The 22,878-nt window shown below is 69.5% G+C and carries 20 protein-coding genes, 1 tRNA gene and 1 pseudogene; 6 read left to right on the top strand and 16 right to left on the bottom strand.

Annotation, left to right across the window (positions count from 1 at the left end; translation table 11 throughout):
- Nucleotides 1-24: 24 nt before the first annotated feature.
- A complete protein-coding gene (argG, locus tag GWK61_RS14315) occupies nt 25-1,494 on the top strand; it encodes an argininosuccinate synthase (RefSeq protein WP_194908840.1) in 1,470 nt (489 codons plus the stop codon).
- Between the two features lie 83 nt (nt 1,495-1,577).
- On the opposite strand, the gene GWK61_RS14310 is transcribed toward argG, so the two are convergent.
- From GWK61_RS14310 to GWK61_RS14295, 4 genes and pseudogenes are all read right to left on the bottom strand, one after another.
- The gene (locus tag GWK61_RS14310; RefSeq protein WP_194908839.1) at nt 1,578-1,973 is read right to left on the bottom strand and encodes a DUF302 domain-containing protein; all 396 of its coding nucleotides are present in this window, start codon (nt 1,971-1,973) and stop codon (nt 1,578-1,580) included.
- A 28-nt stretch (nt 1,974-2,001) separates the two neighbouring features.
- Entirely contained in the window at nt 2,002-3,831 is a 1,830-nt protein-coding gene (locus tag GWK61_RS14305) for an ABC transporter ATP-binding protein/permease (RefSeq protein ID WP_194908838.1), read from the bottom strand.
- Between the two features lie 50 nt (nt 3,832-3,881).
- On the bottom strand, nt 3,882-4,793 hold the full coding sequence (locus GWK61_RS14300) for an extracellular solute-binding protein (protein ID WP_194908837.1): 912 nt from the start codon (nt 4,791-4,793) through the stop codon (nt 3,882-3,884).
- Between the two features lie 71 nt (nt 4,794-4,864).
- Nucleotides 4,865-5,287: pseudogene (locus GWK61_RS14295) on the bottom strand (TOBE domain-containing protein); the annotation flags it as partial.
- A gap of 180 nt (nt 5,288-5,467) precedes the next feature.
- On the opposite strand from GWK61_RS14295, the gene GWK61_RS14290 reads away from it, so the two are divergent.
- The gene (locus tag GWK61_RS14290) at nt 5,468-5,941 is read left to right on the top strand and encodes a molybdopterin-binding protein (RefSeq protein ID WP_194908836.1); all 474 of its coding nucleotides are present in this window, start codon (nt 5,468-5,470) and stop codon (nt 5,939-5,941) included.
- 4 nt (nt 5,942-5,945) lie between these two features.
- Here GWK61_RS14290 and GWK61_RS14285 read toward each other — a convergent pair whose 3' ends face one another.
- Nucleotides 5,946-6,992, bottom strand: a complete 1,047-nt coding sequence (locus tag GWK61_RS14285) for an ankyrin repeat domain-containing protein (protein ID WP_194908835.1) — start codon at nt 6,990-6,992, stop codon at nt 5,946-5,948.
- A 177-nt stretch (nt 6,993-7,169) separates the two neighbouring features.
- On the opposite strand from GWK61_RS14285, the gene GWK61_RS14280 reads away from it, so the two are divergent.
- Nucleotides 7,170-7,682, top strand: coding sequence for a hypothetical protein (locus tag GWK61_RS14280; RefSeq protein WP_194908834.1), 513 nt, complete (start codon nt 7,170-7,172; stop codon nt 7,680-7,682).
- Between the two features lie 116 nt (nt 7,683-7,798).
- The gene (locus GWK61_RS14275) at nt 7,799-8,602 is read left to right on the top strand and encodes an alpha/beta fold hydrolase (RefSeq protein ID WP_194908833.1); all 804 of its coding nucleotides are present in this window, start codon (nt 7,799-7,801) and stop codon (nt 8,600-8,602) included.
- A gap of 38 nt (nt 8,603-8,640) precedes the next feature.
- On the opposite strand, the gene gad is transcribed toward GWK61_RS14275, so the two are convergent.
- From gad to GWK61_RS14260, 3 genes are all read right to left on the bottom strand, one after another.
- Nucleotides 8,641-10,032 (bottom strand): glutamate decarboxylase, encoded by a 1,392-nt coding sequence (gene gad / locus GWK61_RS14270; protein ID WP_194908832.1) that lies wholly within the window; start codon nt 10,030-10,032, stop codon nt 8,641-8,643.
- Nucleotides 10,033-10,170: 138 nt separating this feature from the next.
- Nucleotides 10,171-10,410 (bottom strand): chaplin, encoded by a 240-nt coding sequence (locus GWK61_RS14265; RefSeq protein WP_194908831.1) that lies wholly within the window; start codon nt 10,408-10,410, stop codon nt 10,171-10,173.
- Between the two features lie 187 nt (nt 10,411-10,597).
- Entirely contained in the window at nt 10,598-10,843 is a 246-nt protein-coding gene (locus GWK61_RS14260) for a hypothetical protein (RefSeq protein ID WP_194908854.1), read from the bottom strand.
- Nucleotides 10,844-10,997: 154 nt separating this feature from the next.
- On the opposite strand from GWK61_RS14260, the gene GWK61_RS14255 reads away from it, so the two are divergent.
- Nucleotides 10,998-11,369: a YciI family protein gene (locus tag GWK61_RS14255; protein ID WP_194908830.1), complete on the top strand. Its 372-nt coding sequence runs from the start codon at nt 10,998-11,000 to the stop codon at nt 11,367-11,369.
- A complete protein-coding gene (locus GWK61_RS14250) occupies nt 11,366-12,580 on the top strand; it encodes an RNA polymerase sigma factor (RefSeq protein WP_194908829.1) in 1,215 nt (404 codons plus the stop codon). Before GWK61_RS14255 ends, GWK61_RS14250 begins: the two co-directional genes overlap by 4 nt.
- 112 nt (nt 12,581-12,692) lie before the next feature.
- On the opposite strand, the gene GWK61_RS14245 is transcribed toward GWK61_RS14250, so the two are convergent.
- The 8 genes from GWK61_RS14245 to GWK61_RS14210 all read right to left on the bottom strand — a co-directional run bounded on the left by GWK61_RS14245 (nt 12,693) and on the right by GWK61_RS14210 (nt 22,849).
- Nucleotides 12,693-14,714, bottom strand: a complete 2,022-nt coding sequence (locus GWK61_RS14245; protein ID WP_194908828.1) for a S53 family peptidase — start codon at nt 14,712-14,714, stop codon at nt 12,693-12,695.
- A gap of 1,099 nt (nt 14,715-15,813) precedes the next feature.
- Nucleotides 15,814-17,517, bottom strand: coding sequence for an IS1182 family transposase (locus tag GWK61_RS14240; RefSeq protein ID WP_194908852.1), 1,704 nt, complete (start codon nt 17,515-17,517; stop codon nt 15,814-15,816).
- A gap of 305 nt (nt 17,518-17,822) precedes the next feature.
- Nucleotides 17,823-18,536: a 50S ribosomal protein L1 gene (gene rplA, locus GWK61_RS14235; protein ID WP_194908827.1), complete on the bottom strand. Its 714-nt coding sequence runs from the start codon at nt 18,534-18,536 to the stop codon at nt 17,823-17,825.
- 122 nt (nt 18,537-18,658) lie between these two features.
- Nucleotides 18,659-19,093: a 50S ribosomal protein L11 gene (gene rplK / locus GWK61_RS14230; RefSeq protein ID WP_194908826.1), complete on the bottom strand. Its 435-nt coding sequence runs from the start codon at nt 19,091-19,093 to the stop codon at nt 18,659-18,661.
- Nucleotides 19,094-19,338: 245 nt separating this feature from the next.
- Nucleotides 19,339-21,486 (bottom strand): cell wall-binding repeat-containing protein, encoded by a 2,148-nt coding sequence (locus tag GWK61_RS14225; protein ID WP_194908825.1) that lies wholly within the window; start codon nt 21,484-21,486, stop codon nt 19,339-19,341.
- 119 nt (nt 21,487-21,605) lie between these two features.
- Entirely contained in the window at nt 21,606-22,349 is a 744-nt protein-coding gene (gene nusG / locus GWK61_RS14220; RefSeq protein ID WP_194908824.1) for a transcription termination/antitermination protein NusG, read from the bottom strand.
- A gap of 48 nt (nt 22,350-22,397) precedes the next feature.
- Nucleotides 22,398-22,667: a preprotein translocase subunit SecE gene (gene secE, locus GWK61_RS59490; protein ID WP_194908823.1), complete on the bottom strand. Its 270-nt coding sequence runs from the start codon at nt 22,665-22,667 to the stop codon at nt 22,398-22,400.
- 109 nt (nt 22,668-22,776) lie between these two features.
- A tRNA-Trp gene (locus GWK61_RS14210) sits at nt 22,777-22,849 on the bottom strand.
- Between the last annotated feature and the right edge of the window lie 29 nt (nt 22,850-22,878).

Raw genomic sequence — 22,878 nt, 5'->3', positions numbered from 1 at the left:
AGGCGGTCGTATATAGTTGCACTCGTGTCCAAGGTACTCACATCCCTGCCAGCAGGTCAGCGCGTCGGCATCGCCTTCTCCGGCGGGCTCGACACCTCGGTCGCGGTCGCGTGGATGCGCGAGAAGGGCGCCGTGCCGTGCGCCTACACCGCCGATCTCGGCCAGTACGACGAGCCGGACCTCCCCGGCGTGCCGGGGCGCGCCCAGGCCTACGGCGCCGAGCTCGCGCGCCTGGTCGACTGCCGTGCCGCCCTGGTCGAGGAGGGGCTCGCGGCCCTGGCCTGCGGCGCCTTCCACATCCGGTCCGGGGGCCGGGCCTACTTCAACACCACGCCGCTGGGCCGGGCGGTGGCCGGCACGCTGCTGGTGCGCGCGATGCTCGAGGACGACGTCCAGATCTGGGGCGACGGCTCGACCTTCAAGGGCAACGACATCGAGCGGTTCTACCGCTACGGGCTGCTGGCCAACCCGGCGCTGCGGATCTACAAGCCGTGGCTGGACGCCGACTTCGTCAGCGAGCTCGGCGGGCGCTCGGAGATGTCGCAGTGGCTCACCGAGCGCGACCTGCCCTACCGCGCCAGCGCCGAGAAGGCGTACTCCACGGACGCGAACATCTGGGGCGCCACGCACGAGGCGAAGTCGCTGGAGCACCTCGACACCGGCCTGGAGATCGTCGAGCCGATCATGGGCGTCCGGTTCTGGGACCCGGCGGTCGAGATCGCGGCCGAGGACGTCACCATCGGCTTCGAGCAGGGCCGGCCGGTCACCGTCAACGGCAAGACCTTCGGCTCGGCGGTCGATCTGGTGCAGGAGGCCAACACCGTCGGCGGCCGGCACGGCCTGGGCATGTCGGACCAGATCGAGAACCGGGTGATCGAGGCCAAGAGCCGCGGCATCTACGAGGCCCCCGGCATGGCGCTGCTGTTCATCGCCTACGAGCGGCTGGTGAACGCGATCCACAACGAGGACACCGTCGCGGCGTACCACAACCAGGGCCGCCACCTGGGCCGGCTGCTGTACGAAGGCCGCTGGCTGGACCCGCAGGCGCTGATGGTCCGCGAGTCGCTGCAGCGCTGGGTCGGCCGCGCGATCACCGGCGAGGTGACGCTGCGGCTGCGCCGGGGCGAGGACTACTCGATCCTCGACACCGCGGGCCCGGCCCTGAGCTACCACCCGGAGAAGCTGTCGATGGAGCGCACCGAGGGCGCCGCCTTCGGTCCGGTCGACCGCATCGGGCAGCTGACGATGCGCAACCTCGACATCGCCGACTCACGCACGAAGCTTGAGCAGTACGCGCACCTGGGCATGGTCGGCAGCGGTGCCGGCGTGGAGGCGGCGACGCTGCCCGGCGGCCATCCCTTCTCCAGCGAGCTGATCGGCGCGATGACCGACGGCGGGGCGCAGAGCATCGCCGCGCGGCCGGCGGCCGAGGCCGAGGCGGAGGGCGACGAGGAGTTGCTGGACCGCGCTGCGATCGAGGCCGGGAACGACTGACGGCTTGAGATTGACGAAGACAGCCCCCGAAATGCGTTTCCACGCTTCGGGGGCTGTTTCATCTGCGGACAGGACCTATGAGCTCACGCGGCGGCGGCGGCGAGCTTGTCGCTGAGCACATGGACCGCTCCGAGCTTCCCAAGCAGCTCGGAATCAACCCCATACCGGTCGGCGAGCGCCGCAGGATCCAGATAGCTGACGCGAGTGGTCCCGTTGTCGTCCCAGATAAGGATGCGCAACGGGAGATCGAGCGCGGCCAACGGCTGCGCGGCCATGACCGGAGTGCCCGCGGCCGGGTTGCCGAACAGGACCAGGATCGTCTCGCGCAGGTCCTGGCCGACGGTCCGGGCCGCGGCGGCCTGGTCGATGATCGCGAAGACAGTGGCGCCGGCGTGCTCCAGCAGCTCCAGCAGACGGCGGCTGGTCTCAGTGACCGACGTGCTCGCGGTCTTGGTGACGACGTGCGGGTTCTCGGACATCGGGCGACTCCATGGTGGGACTGGACGATCAGCCTTCGGGCCAGACGATGACGGCTTCGGCCGGCACCTCCACCTGGCATTCTGCACCGATCTCCGGTTCCTGGCCGCTGGGGACCGTGACGGTCAGTTCGGCGCCGCCGTCTTCGAGGAGAAGGACCAGTTCGGCGATCGGGCCGAGGTGCGCGACGTCATCGACGATGGCCCGGGTCCCACCGGTACGGACCAGGCGGACGTCGTGCGGCTGGACGCACCACGCGACCGCGCTCGGCGGCGTCGCGTGTTCCCAGGCCGGAGTTTCCAGTGCCGACTTGGGAAGCGCAATACGTAAAGGCCCACTCTCCAACACTCCATCGGCGTCGACATGGCCGTGCCCGATGTTGCGCACGCCGAGCAGGCGCGCCGCGTTCGGGCCAGCTGGATGCGTGAGAACTACGCGCGTGGCTCCGTCCTGGAGGACCGTGCCGTCGGCGAACAACAACGTGTCCTGCGACAGCAGCGCCGCGTCGTCAGGGTCGTGCGTCACCAAGACCGACGTCAGCGCGGTTTCGCGCAGGACCGTGCGCAGGAGGCGGCGCAGTTCGTCGCGGACCGGGGCGTCAAGGCCGGCGAAGGGTTCGTCGAGCAGCAACAGACGCGGTTCGCGCGCCAGCGCCCGGGCCAGGCCGACGCGGCGGGCCTGGCCGCCGGAGAGCTGGTCGGGGTAGCGGTCGGCGAGGTCGGTCAGTTTCAACCGGCCCAGCCAGAACGCCGCAAGCGCCGGATCGGCGCCGACCCCGAACGTGACCTGCTCCCAGACGCGCAGGTGCGGAAGCAGAGTCGGGTGCTGCGGGAGGTAGCCGATACCCCGGTGTTCGGCAGGCAGCGCTGCCAGATCGCGGCCGCCGAGGGCGATGTGCGCATCATGCGTCGGCAGGACCCCGGCGAGCAGGCGCAGAGTCGCGGACTTGCCCGAGCCCGAGGCGCCGAGAATGGCCAAGTTGCGACCCACGCCGCGGTGCTCGACCGCCAACCGGAAGGCGCCGAGGCGAGCTGTCATGCTGAAGTCGAGGACAGGACCCTGCGACAGTGCCGGAGGCCGGGGCTCGGGGAGCCGCACCGGGCGGCGGCGGTGCGCGCGGCGGGCCGGGCCGCGGTCGGCGATCAGCAGGACCACGAGCGCCGCGCCGAGCGTCACCAACACCGGAACCGTCGTCGCGGCCAGGCCGGTGCTGCTGAACTGCACGTACGTGAACACCGGCAGGGTGTAAGGGTGATAGGCCAGCACGATCGTGGCGCCGAACTCGCCGAAGGCCCGAAGCCACGCCAGCAGCATCCCGGCCCGGATCCCGCGCGCCGCAATCGGCAGCGCAACGCGCAGCGTCCGGGACAGCGCGCCGTGCCCCAGCGTCGCCGCGACGTCCAGCTGCGCCGGGTCCACGGCAGCGAAGGCCGAGCGCGCCGAGACCACGAGGAACGGCGCCGCCACGAAGCACTGCGCCAGCACGACGCCGGCGGCGCTGTCGGTGAGCCCGCCGTGGAAGAACTGGCCGATCGTGGTGTACGGCCCGACCAGGTAGATCAGCAGGATCCCGCTCATCAGCGGCGGCAGCGCCAGCGGCAGCTGGACCGCGACGCCCAGCGCGCCGGCGGTGCGGCTGCCGGAGCGGGCCAGCAGGTAGCCCAGCGGGACGCCGAGCAGGGTGACGACCGCGGTGCTGATGGTCGCCGTGATCATCGACGTCCGCAGCGCGTCGCCGACGCCGGGTGCCGCGGTCGCCGAGCCGCCCTGGCCCGGGGCCCGGACCAGGAAGGCGACGAGCGGGACCAGCAGGTAGGCGACCAGCAGTGCGGCCAGCCACGGAAGCGGGGTGCGCAGCATCCGCGCGCCTGAGCCCCCGACGGTCGGCCGCACTGTGTCGGTACTCAGATTCAGCCGGCGTTGAGCAGGGACTGCAACGGCGCCGGCACAGACCCGGCGGTGCCGGTCACCTTGATCGGCTGCAACTGGAGGCCGTGCTTGGTCATCAGGGCCTTGCCCGCGTCACCGAGCAGAAACTGCACGAAGGCGACTCCCGCGTCCGCGTCCGGGGCCTTGTTCAGGACGCTGACGGTGTAGGTGGCCTGCAGGTGGATGTCGCCGAGGGTGACCGTCGGGATGTTCAGCTCGGTGGCCTCGCTGGAGTAGAAGAAGCCGGCGTCCAACTGCCCGGACTGCAGGCGGCCGACCAGCTGCTCCTCGGGGAACACCTGCACCGCCGAGGTGGGGACGTTGTCCTTGGTCAGCGCCTGCGCGGCGAGCTTGCCCTTGGGGTCCAGCTTCGGGTCGGTCGAGCCCATCTTGAAGCCGGACTCGGTGATGACCTGGTTCCAGGGCTTGGACTTGATGTCGGCGGCGAACTTGCTGCTCGGGTTGTAGGCGATGACCAGCGGGGCGGTGGCGAAGGTCGCGTACCAGGCCTCCCAGCCGCCGTTGGCGTCGCCGATCAGCCCGGTGTTGGCGTCGGTGGAGGCGCTGATGAAGACGTCGGCCTGCTTCACCTTGCCCTTGATCTCGCTGACCAGCTGCGTGGAGCCGGCCGCGTTGCCCTGGAAGTCGCCGCCGGTGGCCTTGTTGTAAGCCGGGCCGAGGTCGTGCTCCATCAGGTTCGCCAGCGAGGCGGCGTAGGCGACCTTGACCGGGCCGCTCGCGCTGGGCGCCGAGGACGAGGCCGACGTGGCGGCGGAGGACGACGAAGCCGATGTCGAGCTCGATCCCCCGGCAGCCTTCGGCGAGCTCTTGGAGCTGCTGCACCCGGCCAGCAACAGGCCGGTGGCAATGACTACGGCGACTGACTTCTTCACGAACGGCCCCCTCGGGTCTCCACGGTCACGTCCGCCGACTCGGCGGTGACCGCACCGCCGTCGGCCTCGTCCGGTTTCGGCTTGCCTGTGTGCGACGCCCGGGCCGGGCCGCGTTCCACGACCACCGTCGTCGACTTGATCACCGCGACCGCGGTCGCGCCGACCCGCAGGTCCAGCTCGTCCACGGCCTCCCGGCTCATCAGCGACACCACCCGGAACGGCCCGGCCTGGATGTCCACCTGCGCCATCACCGCGTCCTTGGTCACCGCGGTGATGATGCCGCGCAGCCGGTTGCGGGCCGAGGACACCTCCGAGCGCTCGTCGGCGGCGGAGGCCAGCGAGGAGGCGAAGGCGGCGAGCTCGGGCCCCGGGATCACCCGGTGTCCGTTCTCGTCGCGCTGCGCGCTCAGCCGGCCGGCGTCGGCCCAGCGCCGCACGGTGTCGGCACTGACGCCGAGCAGTTCGGCGGCCTCACCCATCCGGTAGACGTCCACGCGGTGAGCTTACAACGCAGACGCCAGGGCGAAAGGCTGGAAGACCTTGCATATTCATAACGGACGGCACACATCGTCTCGCAGGTGCTGTGACAACCCTTGCTTCTGCCGGGACCCGGCCTACTGTGGATCGTGGGCGGCATCCGCCGAACGGAGGCGGCCCGCGCGAGGGAGGATCCCATGCTCGGTGAGCAGACCGGCACGGTCCGTGCGGCCGGCGGCGGGTTCGTCCGGCTCGGCGGCGAGGTGCGGTCGCCCCGCGTCCTGAGCGTGGCCGATCTGTGGTCGCTGCGGCGGCACGAGTGCGAGGTGGAGTTCACCTGCCGCAAGAGCGGGCCGCGGCGGCACCGGTTCTCCGGGCCGCTGCTGCTGGACGTGGCGCGGCTCGCGGAGCCGGCTTTCGTGCCCGGGGAGCGGAAGGACCGGTTGCGGTTCCTGATCTCGATCCGGGCGCACGACGGGCACCGGGTCGTGTTGTCGTGGGCTGAGATCGACCCGGAGTTCGCGAACATCCCGGTGCTGCTCGGGCTGACGCGCGACGGCGACGCGTTGGACGCGGAGGGGCCGCAGTTGGTCGTGCCGGGGGACGTGTGCGGGGCGCGGCACGTCAGCAAGGTCGCCGACGTGCGGATACGCAGCGATTCAGGCGACTGATCAGCTAGCGGGTGTAGGCCGGCTCCGGCGCCGGCAGGGGCTCGGGGTTGGCGAGCACCCACCACACCGCCAGTTCGCTGAGCCGCTGGATGTGCTCCTCAGGGCTGTTGCGGCGGTAGTTCAGGGCCAGCGTGGTCGCCTCGTTCAGCTGCGCGTCCGGCAGCGGTATGCCGAAGGCGAACAAGGTCGGCAGGGTGCGGGCCATCGACCGGAAGTCGCTGTCCCAGTTGATGCCGCCGTTGTCGAGGACTTCGTGCGCGAGGCGGCCGGTGATGCGGATGGCCTCGCCCTGGGCCGTGGCAGCCGGGCCCCGGCCGGGGACCAGGTAGTCCCAGAGTTCTTGATGCCGATCGGGCCAGGCGGTGGCGGTCACGGTGATCGGGGAGGTGCCGTCGTGAGTGCGGCGCTGTCCGACCGGAGTGACGCCGAACAGCTCGTAGAGGCGGTTCAGGCCGGCGTCGGCCTCGTCGATGTAGTCCGGATTGAAGCCCGCTCGGTAGAACTCGAAGCGTTTGCCGATCGCCTCAATGCGTTCGCGCATCGTGAGAGTGATGGGAGTACCGGCGTCGAGGAGGATCCGGGCGACCTCGGCCATCCTCGGCAGGTCGATGTTGGAGCAGTACTGAAGGCCCGAGGCGAGCGCCGTCAACTGGCCTCTGAGGACGAGGGGATCCGCGCCGCGTTCCAGGAGAAGGCGCACCGTGGAGGGCTTGGCGCCTTCGGCGGCCGAGTGGAGCGCGGGCCGCTCGAGGTCCTGGAAGTCGGCGCCAGCGTCCAGCAGGGCGGTGACGATCGCGTCGTGGCCGACACGTGCGTGCCGCCACAGCGGGGCGTGGCCGGAGCGGTCGACGGCCTCGACGTCGGCGCCCTGCTCGACCAGCCAGGCGACCAGTTCCAGCGGGATGCCATACATGCCGAGCGCGGTCGGGCCGTACATGCCGTCGTGGGCGTCGAGCTCGGTGGTGTCGAAGACCGCCTTCATCGCGTCCAAGTCGCCGGAGCGGAGCGTGGTGTCGAAATCCTTTGGCAGCCGCTTCTTCTTCCTCGCCATGCGGGCAAGCATAGGCACGCCCGGGGACATCAAGATTCTGTTGCGGCGGCTCGGATCTCAGCAGTGGCCGAACGGTAGGCGTCGGTGGTGCGGCGGTTCAGGAACGGCCTCAGCATTGGGCTCAGCGGTTGGGCCATCCCCCCCGAAACTGTCCTGACCGGCGGCTACGCTCTCGTCATGGGCGTGTTTCATGACTACTTCCGCGCGCCGGACCCGGCGACGGCGATCGCGTGGGCGGTGGGGCCGGGCGGGGATTGGCGGGAGCCCGCCGAGGTGGGGCTCGACGACCACGGGGCCGACTGGTTCGAGGCCAAGGGGCTCGACGTGCACGTGGTGGTCGGGCAGCTGGTCGCGTTCGCCGAGGGCGTGCCGTTCAAGATCCGGCGCGGTGTGGGGCCGCGGCTGGTGTGGCCGGACCAGGAGACGTGGCCCTACGGGGAGGAGCGCCCCGGCGAGCAGTCGCCGTGGGAGTCCGGGTTGCTGTTGCAGGTGATGCCGGAGGACTGGGTCACGACGCTGGCCGCGGTGACCGACGACCACGTGCCGATGCTCGCCGCGCAGTGGATGGAGATCCCCGAGGTCACGTTCGTCGACTTCGTCGAGGCGCGGAGTTCCGTCGAACAGTTCCGGGCGCTGGCCCGCCGGGCTGAGGCGCACGGGCACAGCGTGTTCTCGCGGACGATCATCTAGAGCAAACTCGCCACCCGACCCGGTGGGAGCACCTCCAACTCTTATGTAGCGACCGATACAGAACGTGGTACCGTTCTTCTGTAGCGACCGCTACAAATACTTGTGAGGGGGCTTCCATGCCTGTCGTCGGCACGCCGTTCGCCACCGAGCCCGTCCTGGCCCGCACCGTCGGGGGCACCGGCCCCGGCTTGCTGCTGGCGCACGGCGCGGGCGGGAGCATCGCCCTGAACTACGGCCCGGTCCTGGACGGCCTGGGCGCCGGGCACACCGTGGTCGGGATCGACTTTCCGGGGACCGGCCGGACGCCGCGCGCCGCCGGGCCGCTGAGCGTGGACTTCCTGGCCGACCAGCTGGTCGCCGCAGCCGACGCCGAAGGGCTGGAGCGCTTCGCGCTGGCCGGGTTCTCGCTCGGCGGGCCGGTGGCGATCCGGGCGGCGGCCAGGTACCCCGAGCGCGTCAGCGCCCTGATCCTGACGGCGACCTTCGCCTACCGGGACGCGCGGCTGGACCTCGCGGCGAAGCTGTGGAACGACCTCTACCAGGCCGGCGACGCGGTCCGGCTCTCGGAGTTCCTCACGCTCGTCGCGTTCGGTGCCGAGACCCTGGACGCCACCCCCGAAAGCCACCTGCGGCTGGCGATCGACGGCCTGGCCGGGCTCATCCCGGCCGGCACGCCCGAGCACGTGGACCTGGTCCGCCGGGTCGACGTGCGCGGCGACCTGGGCTCGATCGCCGCGCCGACGCTGGTCATCTCGACCACGGCGGACCCGCTGGTCTCCCCGCACCTGCACGAGGAGCTGGCGGTAAAGATCCCGGGCGCGCGCCTGGCCCGGATCGCGACCGGGCACCTGCCGTTCGCCGAGCGGCCGGCGGAGTGGCTGGCGCTGATGACCGGTTTCCTCGCCGAGCACGCGGCCTGAGGGGGCTCCGGAATGCTCTGCCTGTCAGTGTTCGCGGCTCAGTGGTGGAACACCGAGCGTTCGGCGTCCGGCAGCGGCTGGGTCAGCTTGTCGAGGTAGGCGACCGCCTCCTCGATGTCGGCGAGCAGGTTCGTGGCCAGATCCATGCTCATCCCGTTCCGGATCACCACGCGCTGCACCACCGTGTCGGACAGGTTGTCCGGCATCGGGTACGCCGGCACCAGCCACCCCTTCATCCGCAGCCGGTCGGAGACGTCGTACAGCGTCCAGTTGGTGCCGTGGCCGGGCTTCTGCCGCCAGGCGAAGACGGGGATGTCGGAGGCGTCGTTCCAGAGCTCGAAGGCCGCCATCGCGCCGATCCGGTCGGCGAGGTACTTCGCCACGTCCTGGGATGCCTTCTGCACCTCGTGGTACCCGAGCCGGCCCAGCCGCAGGAACTGGAAGTACTGCACCAGCACCTGCGCGGCCGGGCGCGAGAAGTTCAGGCCGAACGTCGGCATCTCGCCGCCGAGGTAGCTCACCTTGAACACCAGGCTCTCCGGCAGCAGGTCCCGGTCCCGCCACAGGACCCAGCCCAGGCCCGGGTTGACGAGCCCGTACTTGTGGCCGGAGGTGTTGATCGAGGCCACGCGCGGGACCCGGAAGTCCCACTCCAGGTGCGGCTGCAGGAACGGGGCGACCATGGCCCCGGAGGCGCCGTCGACGTGGATCGCGATGTCCAGGCCGGTCTCGTGCTGGATCTCGTCCAGGGCCCGGCTGACCTCCAGCACGGGTTCGTACATGCCCGTGTAGGTGACGCCGAGGATGCTGACCACGCCGATGGTGTTCTCGTCGACGTAGGACTTCAGGTCCGTGCCGTCGAGCGTCTTGTGCTCCTCGGTGATCGGGACGTAGCGCGCCTCGACGTCCCAGTAGTTGCAGAACTTCTCCCACACGACCTGCACCGCCGAGCTCATCACCAGGTTCGGCCGGTCGGCGGGCTTGCCCGCCGCGCGCCGCGCCTCCTGCCAGCGCCGCTTGAGCGCCAGGCCGCCGAGCATGCACGCCTCGGAGGAGCCGATGGTCGAGGTGCCGATGGCGCGCGCCGGGTCCGGGGCGTGCCACAGGTCGGCCAGGATCCGCCAGCACCGCTCCTCGATCGCGGCGGTGCTCGGGTACTCGTCCTTGTCGATCATGTTCTTGTCGAAGGCTTCGAGGTACAGCCGGCGCGCCTGGTCGTCCATCCAGGTACCGACGAACGTCGCCAGGTTCAGCCGGGCGTTGCCGTCGAGCATGGCCTCGTCGTGCACCACCTGGTAGGCGGTCTCGGGCAGCATCGGCAGGTCTGCCAGCCGGGTCCGGGGCCGGCTGCGCAACTCCCCCGGCCGGGCGAACAGTGGGTTGACGTCCACGTCCCCACTCAGATCGCGTTCGCTGTGGCTGTGCGACATCCGTGCGCCTCCTTGAGAACAGACTCCCGAACAACGCTCTCCCGCACTGCCGCATATGGCAAACCATGAGGTGCCGACCGGCGGGAAAGGCAGGACCCCGGGCCACATGTGGCCCGGGGTCCTTGGGGAGCTGGAACGTCAGCGGTTGACGCAGACGGTGCCGGCGGTGCCGAGCAGCGCCGACAGGATGCCGACGTTGTCGCCGCACACGTTGACCGGGATGTTGACCGGAACCTGGATCACGTTGCCGGACAGCAGACCGGGCGAGCCGAACGCGCTGCCGATCGCGCCCGCGCCGGAGGCGGAGGCGGTGCCGGCAGTGCCCAGGACCGCGAACGCGGCGCAAGCCACGGCCGCGAGGGTTTTGCGGATGCTCATTGAAGCTCCCTGACGTTGGAGGTGCGAACCACCGCAAGCTCTACACTTTCCGGCCATCGCTCGTAAACCGGACTACATCTTCCGAGCGACAGCGCCCCCCGCCTGGAAAACCGGGCCTTGACTCACCGTCTCCGCAGGTCAGAGCTTTGTGAAAGGAACCTCGAAAAGTCACCCATACGGACGGATCTCAATGGGAGGCCGCCACCGGCTCCGGGACGGCCGATGCGGCGCTGGTGACGGCCGATTCGGTGGCCGGTTCGTTGACAGCGGCGGCCGGTTCATCCGGCTGCGACTCGACCGGGCGCATCACGAACACCAGCACCGAGAGCGCCGCGAAGATCACGGCCGCGACGAGCCCGGTCATGTCCATCGCGACGATCAGCGTCGGCAGCATGAGCAGTGTCAGTCCCAGCCAGGCCCGGTTCGTACGCATCTCTTGTCTCCTCTTCTCGACGTCTTCACCGGGTCGTCGGAGCGGCCCGCCGGTCTTTGACGTCGGTTCGGCGGAAGATGTCAAGAACCCCGTGACGGCTCCGACAACCGGGTGAAGGGCGCCGCCGGGCGTCCGAGACACAAGGAGTATCGAGATGAAGTTCCTGATCAGCCTGCACATCAACCCCGCCGTGCTGGACGCGCTGACCGACGAGGAGAAGGCCGGGATCGGCGAGGGCCACGGCCGGTTCATGCAGTCCCTGAAGGACTCCGGGGAGCTGATCCTGACCCAGGCGCTGGTCGACCCGTCGCAGGCGGCCGTGGTGCGGGTCCGCAACAGCCAGCCGGTCGTCACCGACGGCCCGTTCCTGGAGGCCAAGGAGTACCTGGGCGGCTTCTACCTGATCGACGTCGAGGACAAGGCGCGGGCCGTCGAGCTGGCCACGCAGATCCCGGACGCCTCGATCGACGGGCTCGGGGTGGAAGTGCGCCAGGTCATGTTCTCCGATGGACAATTGGAGGCATGACAGCACCGGCGATCGAGGACCTGCTCCGCGAACTGGCCCCGCAGGTCCTCGGCGCCCTGGTGCGCCGGTACGGCAGGTTCGAGGGCTGCGAGGACGCGGTGCAGGAGGCCGTCCTGGCCGCCGCGGTCCAGTGGCCGGCCGAGGGCCTGCCGGACAACCCGCGCGGCTGGCTGACCACGGTCGCCTCCCGCCGGCTCATCGACCAGGTGCGCAGCGACTCCGCACGGCGTGAACGGGAAGAGCAGGTCTGGGCTTCCGAGGCGGTCCCGGACGAGGTCCCGGACACCGACGACACCCTGGTCCTGCTCTTCCTGTGCTGCCACCCGACGCTGACCGCGGCCTCGCAGACCGCGTTGACGCTGCGCGCCGTCGGCGGCCTGACGACCGCCGAGATCGCCCGCGCGTTCCTCGTCCCGGAGGCCACGCTGGCGGCCCGGATCAGCCGCGCCAAGCAGCGCGTCAAGGCGGCCGGGAGCAGGTTCGAGCTTCCAGAAGGACCCGAGCGCGAAGAGCGGCTGCAGGTCGTACTGCACGTGCTCTACCTGATCTTCAACGAGGGCTACACCGCGTCGTCCGGCGCGGACCTGGACCGCGTCGACCTCGCGACCGAGGCGATTCGGCTGACCCGGATGGTGCACGCGCAGCTGCTGGACGACGGCGAGGTGACCGGGCTCCTGGCGCTGATGCTGCTGACACACTCCCGGCGCGAGGCGCGCACGACGGCGGGCGGCGACCTGGTGCCGCTGAACGAGCAGGACCGGACCAAGTGGGACGCCGAGCTGATCGCCGAAGGGCTGGAGCTGGCGAAGAACTCGCTGGGCGGCACGGAGTTGGGGACGTACCAGTTGCAGGCGGCCATAGCCGCCACGCACGCCGTCGCCACCGACCCCGCGGACACCGACTGGCGGCAGATCCACACGCTGTACCTGGTCCTGGAACGGATCGCGCCGAACCCGATGGTGACGTTGAACCGCGCGGTCGCACTCGCCGAGATCGAGGGGCCAGAGGCCGGGCTCGCAGTGCTGGCGACGCTCGACGCCGACGAGCGGATGGCCAAGCACCACCGGCTGCTGTCGGTGCGGGCGCATCTGCTGGAGATGGCCGGGGACACGGACGGCGCGTATGAGAACTTTCGGCGCGCGGCGAAGGCCACGGCGAGTATCGCCGAGCAGCGCTACTTGGATGCGCGGGCCAGGAAGCTGCGGGCGTAGGTTCCGAACCCAACGTCCACCGAGCCTCCACAACAAACCGGCCGCCCCGCCCCGAAGGGCGAAGCGGCCGGTCCGTTCATGACAGCGCGGACTCCGTCACCGATTCAGGTGCTCAGAAGCCGAAGCCGAACGAGCGCAGGAACCAGGCGTTCGGCGAGCCGACACCGGTCGCCTCGTCGTAGCCGCGGGCGGCCGGCAGGCCCTCGTCCAGGCCGTACTGGATCAGCCGGTACTGGCCGGCAGCGGGGCTGCTGGCCGGGTACTGGAAGACCACCGAGTGCGTCGGCGAGGTCGCGATCTGCTTCGGGGTCTGGAGCACGTCGTTGGCCAGCCACGAACGGGCGTAGATCGCCGGGTTCGCGAAGCCGACCGGCACGCCCCACTGCGCCTGCTGCGCGTCGGCCAGGAAGCCCGCCCAGGAGGGCGCGGACACCGAGGTGCCGCCGAAGCCGCCCTCGCTGTAGACGCCGTTGGTGGTCTGGCCGACCAGGGTGCTGCTGAAGTACAGGTCGCCGTTCAGCGAGATGTCCGGGATGGTGCGCATCGGCTTGGAGGCCTTGGCGCCGCTCATCAGCGTGGTGGACAGCTTGTTCGGGACCGTCCAGCTCTGGTACCAGGGCTGCGCCTCGCTCTCGCTGACGCCGCCGCCACCGCCGAAGGTCTGGCCGGCCGGGGTCCACGAGGCCGCGCCGGGAGCAGTGCGCCCGCTGCGGGTGTCGCCCATCGGGGCCTCGAAGCCGTAGCCGCCCTGCTTGTTCAGCGCCAGCGCGGTACCGCCGACCGAGGTGACCCACGAGGAGCCGGTCGGCCACTCGATCTGCGCGCGCGACGAGGTCGGGTCGCAGTTCAGGCCCTTGGAGATGGAGTAGGCGTCGTTGTTCATGCAGTCGCCGGAGGAGAAGTCGAAGGCGATGCCCTCGGCCGCGCCCTGCATGAAGATCTGGTCGAACGCCTTCGTCACCGCCGGGTCGATGTCGCCGCCGGTGGTGTACTGCAGCTCGCCCCAGCTGTTCGACACGATGTCGGCCAGGTGGCTGTCGACGATCTTCGCCTCGGCCGCGATCAGGTCGCTGTCGAAGCAGGAGTTCGCGGCGACCGTGATGACCTTGGCGTCCGGCGCGAGGCCGTGGGCCATGTCGACGTCCAGCGACTCCTCTCCGTAGTCGCCGAACCCGCACAGGGCCTGGTTCGTGTACTGCGACGGGTCGTTCACCTCGGAGTACTGCCCGGGCGCGAACGCCTTGTCACCGTGGTTGACCGAGTACTGGTTGGCGTCGGCCTCCATCGTCGGCGAGCCGTACCAGTTGACGATCGCGATCGTGGCGCCCTTACCGGTCAGCCCGGTGCTGGAGACGCCGTACGCCTTGCGGAGCTCGGACGGGACCACCGAGCACTGCGCCAGCGTGGCCGGCGTGGTGTACCCGGCCGGCACGGCCGGAGCCGAGGACGGCGCCGCCTTCTGGCCGTAGTAGTCCGAGCAGGACGGGTCGTTGTTGGAGATCCCGCCCTTCTTCGTGGTGGTGGCCGGGTCCTTCGTGTGGTTGGTGACCGCATGCGTCGTGCTCTGCGACAACCCGGTCACACCGAGGATCACGCCGGCCAGCCCCGACGGCACCTTCACGTCACTCTTCGGCGCACGCAGCGTGCCCTCAGAAGTGGCGAAGTTGTGCAGCTGCGTGCCGAAAGCCTTCTGCGCGGCGGCAACGGTACCGGTGACGTCGATCCAGTGGGTGTTCGTCCCGGTGACGTTCAGACCCGACTGCTTCAGCCAAGCGGCGACCGCATCGATCTGCTTCTGCGAGGCCCCGAACCGGCTCTGCACCTGAGCGGCGCTCAGGTAGTGCTTGTAGCTGGCACTCGACGGGTCACTCACGGCGCGGGCATAGGCCTCCAGCCCAGCCGCGTCCTGACCCGAGAGGTACACCCGCACACTCAGCGGCGCGGCGGTACCGGTCTGCCCGAGGTCGTTGGAGGCGGTCGCATAGGCCGGGGTGCTGCCTGCGATCGTCGCCGAGCCGGAGTCGGCGTTCGACGGCGCGGCCAGCGCCACGCCGGCGGTCACGAAAGCCGCGACGGCCGTCATGGTCGTGGCCGTGGCTATTCGTCGGCGGTGCCGTGGTACGGCATTGGTCATGGTGCGTGTTCCCTTCCCGAAAAGAGGGATGAATGTCCGCAAAGCCCGAAAAACGCATAGTGGGCAGTGGGATACGAGCCCGCGTCGGTCATTTCTATAGACGGCCCACCGAGAAACACAAGGGTAAGAAGCACATGAGTTTGATCGGCAGGCGCCGAGTTGATCAGGATTTTACGAATCCGTCACCCCTGGTTGCCGGCGACGTGGCCCGGGAACCGGGCCAAAGGGCTGCGAAACGATGAGATCCTTTACAAGGGTGTGAAAACGACGCATCCAGCGGAGATGGGGCCGCGCGGCGGGATTTTTTGGCTTACTGCGGTGACGGGGCAGCAGGACCAGCGATGCCGTTCGCCGGGTCCGACCGGACCATGCGGGGTGTTGGTTCTGGGTCCCTCGCCGCGTCAGCGGGCGCAGCCAACCTGCCCGGTTTGGCGGTGTCAAGTGAATCTGGCGCGTTGCCGCGCCGCCTTGTCGGCACGAAAATGTGGCTGTGAAGTGCCGGCCGACATGCGGCCGGGATGCCTGCCTTGTTGGACGTGATCGCTGGGGACCTTGCCGACCCCCAAGCGATATCGCAGCAGCACGTGGGTCAGACCTGTCGCGTGGAACCGGCACGGGTGCTTGACGTGGTGTGATCGACGACCCCTGGGAGGCCGGGGCGTTTTGTGCTGCCCTGGGAACTTTTATTTTCCGTTTAGCCGGACGCAACCGGACCACAGCAGCTGTGATCCGGCTTGATTCCGCCGGACCGGGCTGGTTCCGTTTACGGCGATGACGCGGCGAGGGACCCAGAACCTTGGCGACCACAAGCAGCACCGCCAGCGCACAGCGCGGCGCAGGCAACAGCGGATAGAAAGCCGAACAGTCACGGACCGCCACCAAACAACCCGACGCGCGGGTCGCCCCCTCGTCGAGGAGGCCCGCCAGAGGCCTCAACGCACCCACCAAACGCGGCCGCCACCCGCCAGATCAAACGCGTGCGCAGTGACTCGGACCGACGCGCGGTCGTGTTCGCGAACACCGCCGGCCGCCAGCGCGGCATGCGGGACACAACCGAACTGCGATTCCCAGTGAGGATCCTGTTGCCCATTTGAATTGGTCATGCGGCGAGGGAGAGTTCGAGGCGGGCGAGGTGGCTGGTGCGGCTGCGGTCGAGTGGCTGGTCGTTCCACCAGGCGTGTAGTCGGATGAGGTTGAGTGCTGCGGCGCTGTAGTTGTGTTCCAGTCGGGTTTTGGTGATGCCTCGGTAGCGGGCGCGGCGGGCGCCGGTGACGGTGACGGCTTGCCCGATGGTGCCTTCGATGCCGCAGCGTAGGGCGTAGTCGGTTTGCCAGCGGGTCTCGGTCTGTTCGGTGCGTCGGGCCCGTAGCGCCTGGGTCGCGGCTGCGGGATGCAAGGTCAGTTGTCGGCGGCCGATGGCTGAGGTGGTGCACTGCTCGCGTACCGGGCAGGGCCCGCAGACGGCGTTGGCGAACTTGACCACGATCACCGGGTTGCCGCGTTGGATAGCCGGGGTCCACGACGAACTGTGCGCGCCCTGCGGGCAGGTGGCGGATTGGTGTTTGAAGTCGATGGTGAAGTTTGCGGCGGCGAAGCCGGCCCCGGCGCGGGCCTGGGCGGAGTTGTCCAGTAACACCGGCGTGATCAGGGCGATGCCGTAGTCCGACTTGGCCGCGACGATGTTGTCGGCGCTGGCGTAGCCGGAGTCCACGTAATGCTCGGCCGGGCCTAGGCCGCGGTCGGCCAGCCGGGCATGGACCGGTTCCAAGGCGGCGGCATCGGGCACGGTGCCCTCGGTGGTGGCGACGTTGGTGATCAGGTTGGGCCGGGCGCGATTGTCGCAGGGTTCCCCGGTGCATGTCTCGGTGACGTGCAGCTTGAACCCGTTCCAGAACATGTCGCGCTTGACCGACCAGCGGGTGTCGATGTCATACGGGGAGGCGATACGCAGATGGCCCGGCGGGAGACCGTCCCCGCCCTGCGAAGCCTTCTCCCGCCGCCTGACCACCTCCCGTCCGCGCGCATCGACGGTGACGGTGTAGTTCTGCAGCAGCACCACCCGCAGCGTCTGCACCGCCGGCAACTCAGCCAGCCACCCCGGCGACCGCCGGTCGTAGATCGCAGCCAGCAACGCATGTCCGTCCCGGCCGTAGGCCAACGCCAGCTGGTCCCGTTTGGCCTGCGAGGTGGGCATCCGCCAGGTATCGACCCGGGTGTCATAACGGGCCGTCCAACCCGGCACATCCACCACCGCGGCAACCCAGTCCGGGGCCGCCGCAGCCAGCACCTGGATCGCCGCACGCACCGCCTCCCCGGCCAACTCCAACCGGTTCAGATCCCGCACCGCAGAGACCACATGGGTGGAGTCGGTACGCGCCTTCCCACCCGCGGCCAACAGCCCCAGACCGACCAGCCGGGCCAGCAGCAGATCAAGGACCTTCTCCTCCAACCCATGCTCGACCACCCGGGTCCGGAACTGCGACAGCACACTGTGATCGAACCCGGTGTCCGCCAGATCCAACCCCAGCGCATACATCCACGACAGGCGGTCCCGCACCGCATCAGCGGCCTGCCGATCAGTCAGGTTCTCAACCATCTGGAACACCGTGACCAACGCCAGCCGCCCCGGCGACCACCCCGCCGGACCCGTCGACCCGAACGCCTCAGCGAACTCCACATCCGGGAACAACTCACCCAACCGGTCCCGCACCGCCACCGGCAACGGCACCACACGGCCATAGTTCTTCGCCCGCACCGCCCACGCCACCACAGGCGCCGGCTCCGGCCACGACTCCGGCTGCATCGACATCGAACCCACCCCACGACCGGGGCTCGACACAAAGCCGGCCGCACCACCAACCCTGCCAGCACCACCAACCCCACCACCACCCAACAACCCAATGGGCAACAGGATCTGCGAGGCCATCAAACCATTGGCGAAGCCGTAAAAAATCGCCTGTAAAACCGAGAACACACCGCCACCCACACACCGAATAGCAGCAACGAAAAAGCCCCCCATCCTCGCGAACGGGGGGCTCCTCCTAGCCTCTAGCTGCCTCTACCTCCGGCGGCCTCTAAGCCCCTAGCCTCTAGCCTCTAGCCTCTACCTCACGCCTCGTCGTCACCCGCGACGTTCCGCACGCGGTTGGCGTCCACCTGGATGCCGGGGCCCATGGTAGTAGCGAACGTGATCTTCTTCAGGTAGCGGCCCTTGGCGGCGCTCGGCTTCACGCGGAGCACCTCCTCCAGGGCGGCGGCGTAGTTCTCGGCGAGCTGCTGCTCGGAGAAGGAGACCTTGCCGATGATGAAGTTCAGGTTCGAGTGGCGGTCGGCGCGGAACTCGATCTTGCCGCCCTTGATGTCGTTGACGGCCTTGACGACGTCCGCGGTGACGGTGCCGGTCTTCGGGTTCGGCATCAGGGAGCGCGGGCCCAGGACCCGGCCCAGGCGGCCGACCTTGCCCATCAGGTCCGGGGTGGCCACGACCGCGTCGAAGTCCAGGCGGCCCTTGGCGACCTCGTCGATGAGCTCGTCGGAGCCCACGATGTCGGCGCCGGCCTCGCGGGCCTGCTCGGCCTTGTCGCCCTGGGCGAAGACCAGCACGCGGGCGGTCTTGCCGGTGCCGTGCGGCAGCACGACGGTGGAGCGGACCATCTGGTCGGCCTTGCGGGGGTCGATGCCCAGGCGCATCGAGACCTCGACGGAGCTGTCGAACTTGGTGACCGAGGTCTCCTTCGCCAGGCGGATGGCCGCCAGCGGCGCGTAGAGCTCGTCGGCGTCGACCTTCGCCGCGGCGTTGCGGTAACCCTTGCTGCGCTTCATTGCTGCTCTCCTAATGAGGGTGAGGTGTGGTCTTCGCGAGCCGCGCGCGGCTCTGCCACTGGTTCCGGTACTGCTGGTCTTGCTGGTACTGCCGGCTGAGAGGCTCAGAAGCCTCGGACAGCTCAGCTGTCGGAGACGATGACGCCCATGGAACGCGCGGTGCCGGCGATGATCTTCATCGCGGCCTCGACGTCGTTCGCGTTCAGGTCGGGCATCTTGGTCTCGGCGATCTCCCGGACCTGGGCCTGCGACAGGGTCGCGACCTTGTCCTTCTGCGGGACGCCCGAGCCCTTCTCGATGCCCGCGGCCTTCAGGATCAGCTTCGCCGCCGGCGGGGTCTTCGTGATGAAGGTGAAGGAGCGGTCCTCGAACACCGAGATCTCGACCGGCACGACCTGGCCGCGCTGCGCCTCGGTGGCCGCGTTGTACTGCTTGCAGAACTCCATGATGTTCACGCCGTGCTGACCCAGCGCCGGGCCGACGGGCGGGGCCGGGTTCGCCATACCGGCCTTGATCTGCAGCTTGATGACCGCGGTGAGCTTCTTCTTGGGAGGCATTCCCGTACTCGTTTCTGTAGACGTCGCCGATAACCCCTACCAAGGGCACGGCGGAGAGACGTCGCCATAAGGCAACAGCAGCCAAGCTTACCGGACCGGCTGCCGTGCCCCGGACGCTGTGAGGCCCCCGCACCGGTCAGGACCGGTACGGAGGCCTCATGCACAACATCGCTCCCAGGAGCGTTGTTCCTTACGGCTTACGACATCCGTTGCGTCGCTATATCGCTATACCGATACGACACTCCCTACGGCCGAACCGGCTGGTACGCACCGGCCAGACCGTGGGTCCCGCCCGGCAGCGCCGAAGCCAGGTCCGCAGCCGCACGCGCCGCCGAGACCCCCGAGCCCGAGACGCCCGAGACGCCCGAGCCAGCCGCGCCGCCCCCACCGACAGCCAGCCGACTCCCGCCACCGTTGATCACACCCAGCGGACCAGCGATCGCCCCGGCCAGCTCCTTGTCGACACCGGAAGGCACCGCCACCGGCCCGCCGAACACGTACCCGCCGGACAGCTCCCCGCGGTTGGCGTCCAGCAGCGCGGCGTCCTGCCCGGACAGCCCCGTGGCCGGGTTCACCAGCAGCAGCGGGCCGCCCATGCTGCCCATCGCGGCCCCTCCGGACAGCGCGTCCGGCCACGCGGTGCCGGTGGCCACGCCCGCGGCGGTCATGTACGGGAAGAACGCGCTCGCCACCAAGTACGAGGTCTGGTACCGGTCGGCACCGACCAGCTTCACCCGCCAGTACCCCTGGTGCTCCGAGTCGATCGCCGCCAGCGCCTGGCCGCCGACCGCGGTCAGCACCACGTCCGAGTTCGGCCCGAAGTCCGTCCCGAAGCGGTGCAGGTACTGCGCCGTCTCGGTCGGCATCGCCTTGTCGTTGCTGAGCACCACGACCGCGCCGTAGTTGGCGCCGGCCGCCGCGCCCGCGGACAGCGCGTCGGCGAAGTCGTTGCCGGTGGCGACCAGGATCTGGCTGGGGTGAGCGGTGACCCGGTCGGCGATCTTCACGGCGGTGTCGTACCGGTTCGCCCCGGCGATCCGGACGACGCTGAACCCGAGCGCGTGCACCGAGTTCGCGACCGCCGGGGACAGCGCCTGGGTGCCGCCCAGCAGGAAGACCGTCGCGCCGGCCGGCAGGATCCGCTTGAGCTCGGCGGCGGCCTGCGGCGAGAGCGTCGCGCTCGCGGTCAGCAGCAGCGGGCCGTTCTGCCGCGCGGCCAGCGTCGAGCCGGCCAGCGCGTCGGCCGGCAGGTCGTCACGGGACAGCACGGCGACACTGGCCTGCGACCGCACGGAATCCGAGGCGTCGCCGTTATTCCGCCACTGCGACTGCGACACCGACTGAGCGGTCCCGAGCCGGTCCGAGCCGGCCAGCCGCAGCACCTGCTTGGTGAACTCGGTCCGGTACGCCAGGTGCTCGGTGCCGCTGAGCGCACCGGTGACGGCGAAGACGACCTCGGTGTTCACCGTGGCCTTCGGGTCGGTGTTCAGCGCGACCGAGCGGACCTGGCTGGTGCCCTTGGCCGCGCCGGCCGGGACCGAGGTCTCGTCGAAGGCGATCCGCCTGCCGTCCGGGGAGAACACCGGGTTGGCGACCGTGATCGTCGGGGTGCTCGCCGATCCGGCGGCCACGAAGGTCTGCTGCACCGGGGTGGGCAGCCCGCCGGCCGGGACCGAGGTCGGCACCGTCCAGATCTGCGGCACCTTGTTCTTGTCGGGCTGCACGAACGCCACCGTCTTGCCGTCCGGCGACACGGTCGGCGCGACGCCGGCGGCCGAGACCTGGAACGGGACGTAGTTCCCGGCGCTGCTGCGGATCCAGATCCCGTCGGAGGTGTTCGTTCCGCCGGAGACCACGGTGGCCCGGGCGAAGGCCAGCACGTCGCCGCCGTAGTCGGGGCTGGAGTCCGCGGTGCCGGCCGCGGCGACCTTCGGCAGCGGCCAGGACACCGGCAGGCCGTTGTCGTTCGCCGAGCCGTTGGACCAGGTGGCCATCAGCTGGGTCGGGCCGGAGCTGCTGACGGTCGGGTCCCAGCCGGCGAAGACCAGCAGCTCGCCGCCGTAGGCCCAGACCGGCTGCGCGCCGGAGGCCGCGCCGTGCGCGACGATCTTCAGAGCGGAGCCGTCGGCGTTCGCGGTGTAGATCTGGTTGTTGGCGGAGAAGGCGTACTTGCTGCCGTCGGGCGACCAGGAGACGTCGGTCCCGGCCCAGGGCACGGAGGAGGTCCCCCCGCCGACGGTCTCCAGGCTGCCATCGGTGTGGCTGACGGTCAGCGGGCTGCTCGCCGGGACGCCGGCGACGGTGGCACCGGCCTGCGGCGCGACCGCCAGACCGACCAGCGAGGCCGAGACGATCGCGGCCGCGGACAGCCGCCGGGACATGCGGAAAGCCATGAGATCCCCCCACGGAATCTTCAGGAAATGTTAAGGGCGCCCCAGGCTAGTGGGGCGCCCTTGTCAGCCGCCTGCGAAAGCAGCATGAAGACCGGTCATACCTTTGGGGGAGAAGCGGCTCAGCTGTTCTTCTGGATCTGGTTGAAGCTCAGCTCCACCGGGGTCTCCCGGCCGAAGATCTCCACCAGGCCCTTGACCTTCTGGGAGTCGGCGTTGATCTCGTTGATCGTGGCCTGCAGCGTGGCGAACGGGCCGTCGATGACGGTGACCGAGTCGCCGACCTCGAAGTCCAGCACCTTGACCTCGGCCGGCGCCTTCTGCTTGCCGCTGACCTCTTCGGGCTGCTCCTCGAGCAGGATCTTCACGACCTCGTCCAGGGTCAGCGGGTACGGCTCGTGGGCGTTGCCGACGAAGCCGGTGACGCCGGGGGTGTTGCGCACCACGCCCCAGGACTCGTTGGTCAGGTCCATCCGGACCAGCACGTAGCCGGGGAACTTGTTGCGCTTGACCCGCTTGCGCTGGCCGCCCTTGATCTCGACGACCTCCTCCATGGGCACCTCGACCTGGAAGATGAAGTCCTCCATGTTCAGGGTGGTCATGCGGGTCTCGAGGTTCTGCTTCACCCGGTTCTCGTAGCCGGCGTAGCTGTGGATCACGTACCACTCGCCGGGCGCGCGGCGCAGGGCCTCGCGGAACTCCTCGATCGCCTCCGGGCTGCCCGGCGCGTGCGCGCTGCCGGCCTCGGCGTCCGGTTCGGCGACGTCCTCGGGCGCACCGGCAGCGACCTGCTCCTCGACGGCCTCTTCGTCGTCGTTCTCCACGAGAACAGTCACTTCTTCGAGGTCTCCGTAGGTCTCAGACACGGTCGCTCATACTTCCTTTGCTCGGGGTGGTGGGTTCGGTACGACGGCTCAGCCGAACGCCCACATCACCAGTTTGCTGAACCCATAGTCCAGCGTAGCCACGATCCCCACCATGATCGCGACGAACACGATGACCACCGTCGTGTAGGTGACCAGTTCGTTGCGGGTCGGCCACACCACCTTGCGCAGTTCGGCGATGACCTGCCGGTAGAACAGGCTCATCCGGCCCAGCGGGGACCGGCGGCGCTCGGGGCGGCGGTCACCGCCGCGGCCGCGGTCCGGCTTCGACATCGCTGAGGTCGAGCTCGTCTCGGTCACCTGGTCCTCATCACATTCGGTGAAAGTGGCAAGTTGTTGCGGCAGGTCCTGCCGCGAACACGCTTCGCGCCCAGGAGAGCCCATTACCGGGCTTTCCTGGGCGCCTAAGCAGGGCCGGAGGGACTTGAACCCCCAACCCCCGGTTTTGGAGACCGGTGCTCTGCCAGTTGAGCTACGACCCTTTGCCTAAGCGTGCTCCACAAACCTACCT

It is taken from the genome of Catenulispora rubra (assembly GCF_015356825.1).
Classification (GTDB): domain Bacteria; phylum Actinomycetota; class Actinomycetes; order Streptomycetales; family Catenulisporaceae; genus Catenulispora; species Catenulispora rubra.
Note: the sequence above shows the minus strand (reverse complement) of the source record. Positions and strands in the feature narration are given on the sequence as shown.

Bases quoted from the DNA above. Each gene is read 5' to 3' on its own strand.
- GWK61_RS14250 (WP_194908829.1), top strand. From the start codon at position 11,366: ATGACAGCACCGGCGATCGAGGACCTGCTCCGCGAACTGGCCCCGCAG.
- rplA (WP_194908827.1), bottom strand. From the start codon at position 18,536: ATGAAGCGCAGCAAGGGTTACCGCAACGCCGCGGCGAAGGTCGACGCC.
- rplK (WP_194908826.1), bottom strand. From the start codon at position 19,093: ATGCCTCCCAAGAAGAAGCTCACCGCGGTCATCAAGCTGCAGATCAAG.
- GWK61_RS14225 (WP_194908825.1), bottom strand. From the start codon at position 21,486: ATGGCTTTCCGCATGTCCCGGCGGCTGTCCGCGGCCGCGATCGTCTCG.
- GWK61_RS14290 (WP_194908836.1), top strand. From the start codon at position 5,468: ATGCTCGGTGAGCAGACCGGCACGGTCCGTGCGGCCGGCGGCGGGTTC.
- gad (WP_194908832.1), bottom strand. From the start codon at position 10,032: ATGTCGCACAGCCACAGCGAACGCGATCTGAGTGGGGACGTGGACGTC.
- GWK61_RS14275 (WP_194908833.1), top strand. From the start codon at position 7,799: ATGCCTGTCGTCGGCACGCCGTTCGCCACCGAGCCCGTCCTGGCCCGC.
- GWK61_RS14305 (WP_194908838.1), bottom strand. From the start codon at position 3,831: ATGCTGCGCACCCCGCTTCCGTGGCTGGCCGCACTGCTGGTCGCCTAC.
- GWK61_RS14280 (WP_194908834.1), top strand. From the start codon at position 7,170: ATGGGCGTGTTTCATGACTACTTCCGCGCGCCGGACCCGGCGACGGCG.
- GWK61_RS14285 (WP_194908835.1), bottom strand. From the start codon at position 6,992: ATGGCGAGGAAGAAGAAGCGGCTGCCAAAGGATTTCGACACCACGCTC.
- GWK61_RS14255 (WP_194908830.1), top strand. From the start codon at position 10,998: ATGAAGTTCCTGATCAGCCTGCACATCAACCCCGCCGTGCTGGACGCG.
- GWK61_RS14260 (WP_194908854.1), bottom strand. From the start codon at position 10,843: ATGCGTACGAACCGGGCCTGGCTGGGACTGACACTGCTCATGCTGCCG.
- GWK61_RS14240 (WP_194908852.1), bottom strand. From the start codon at position 17,517: ATGCAGCCGGAGTCGTGGCCGGAGCCGGCGCCTGTGGTGGCGTGGGCG.
- GWK61_RS14245 (WP_194908828.1), bottom strand. From the start codon at position 14,714: ATGACCAATGCCGTACCACGGCACCGCCGACGAATAGCCACGGCCACG.
- GWK61_RS14310 (WP_194908839.1), bottom strand. From the start codon at position 1,973: ATGTCCGAGAACCCGCACGTCGTCACCAAGACCGCGAGCACGTCGGTC.
- GWK61_RS14265 (WP_194908831.1), bottom strand. From the start codon at position 10,410: ATGAGCATCCGCAAAACCCTCGCGGCCGTGGCTTGCGCCGCGTTCGCG.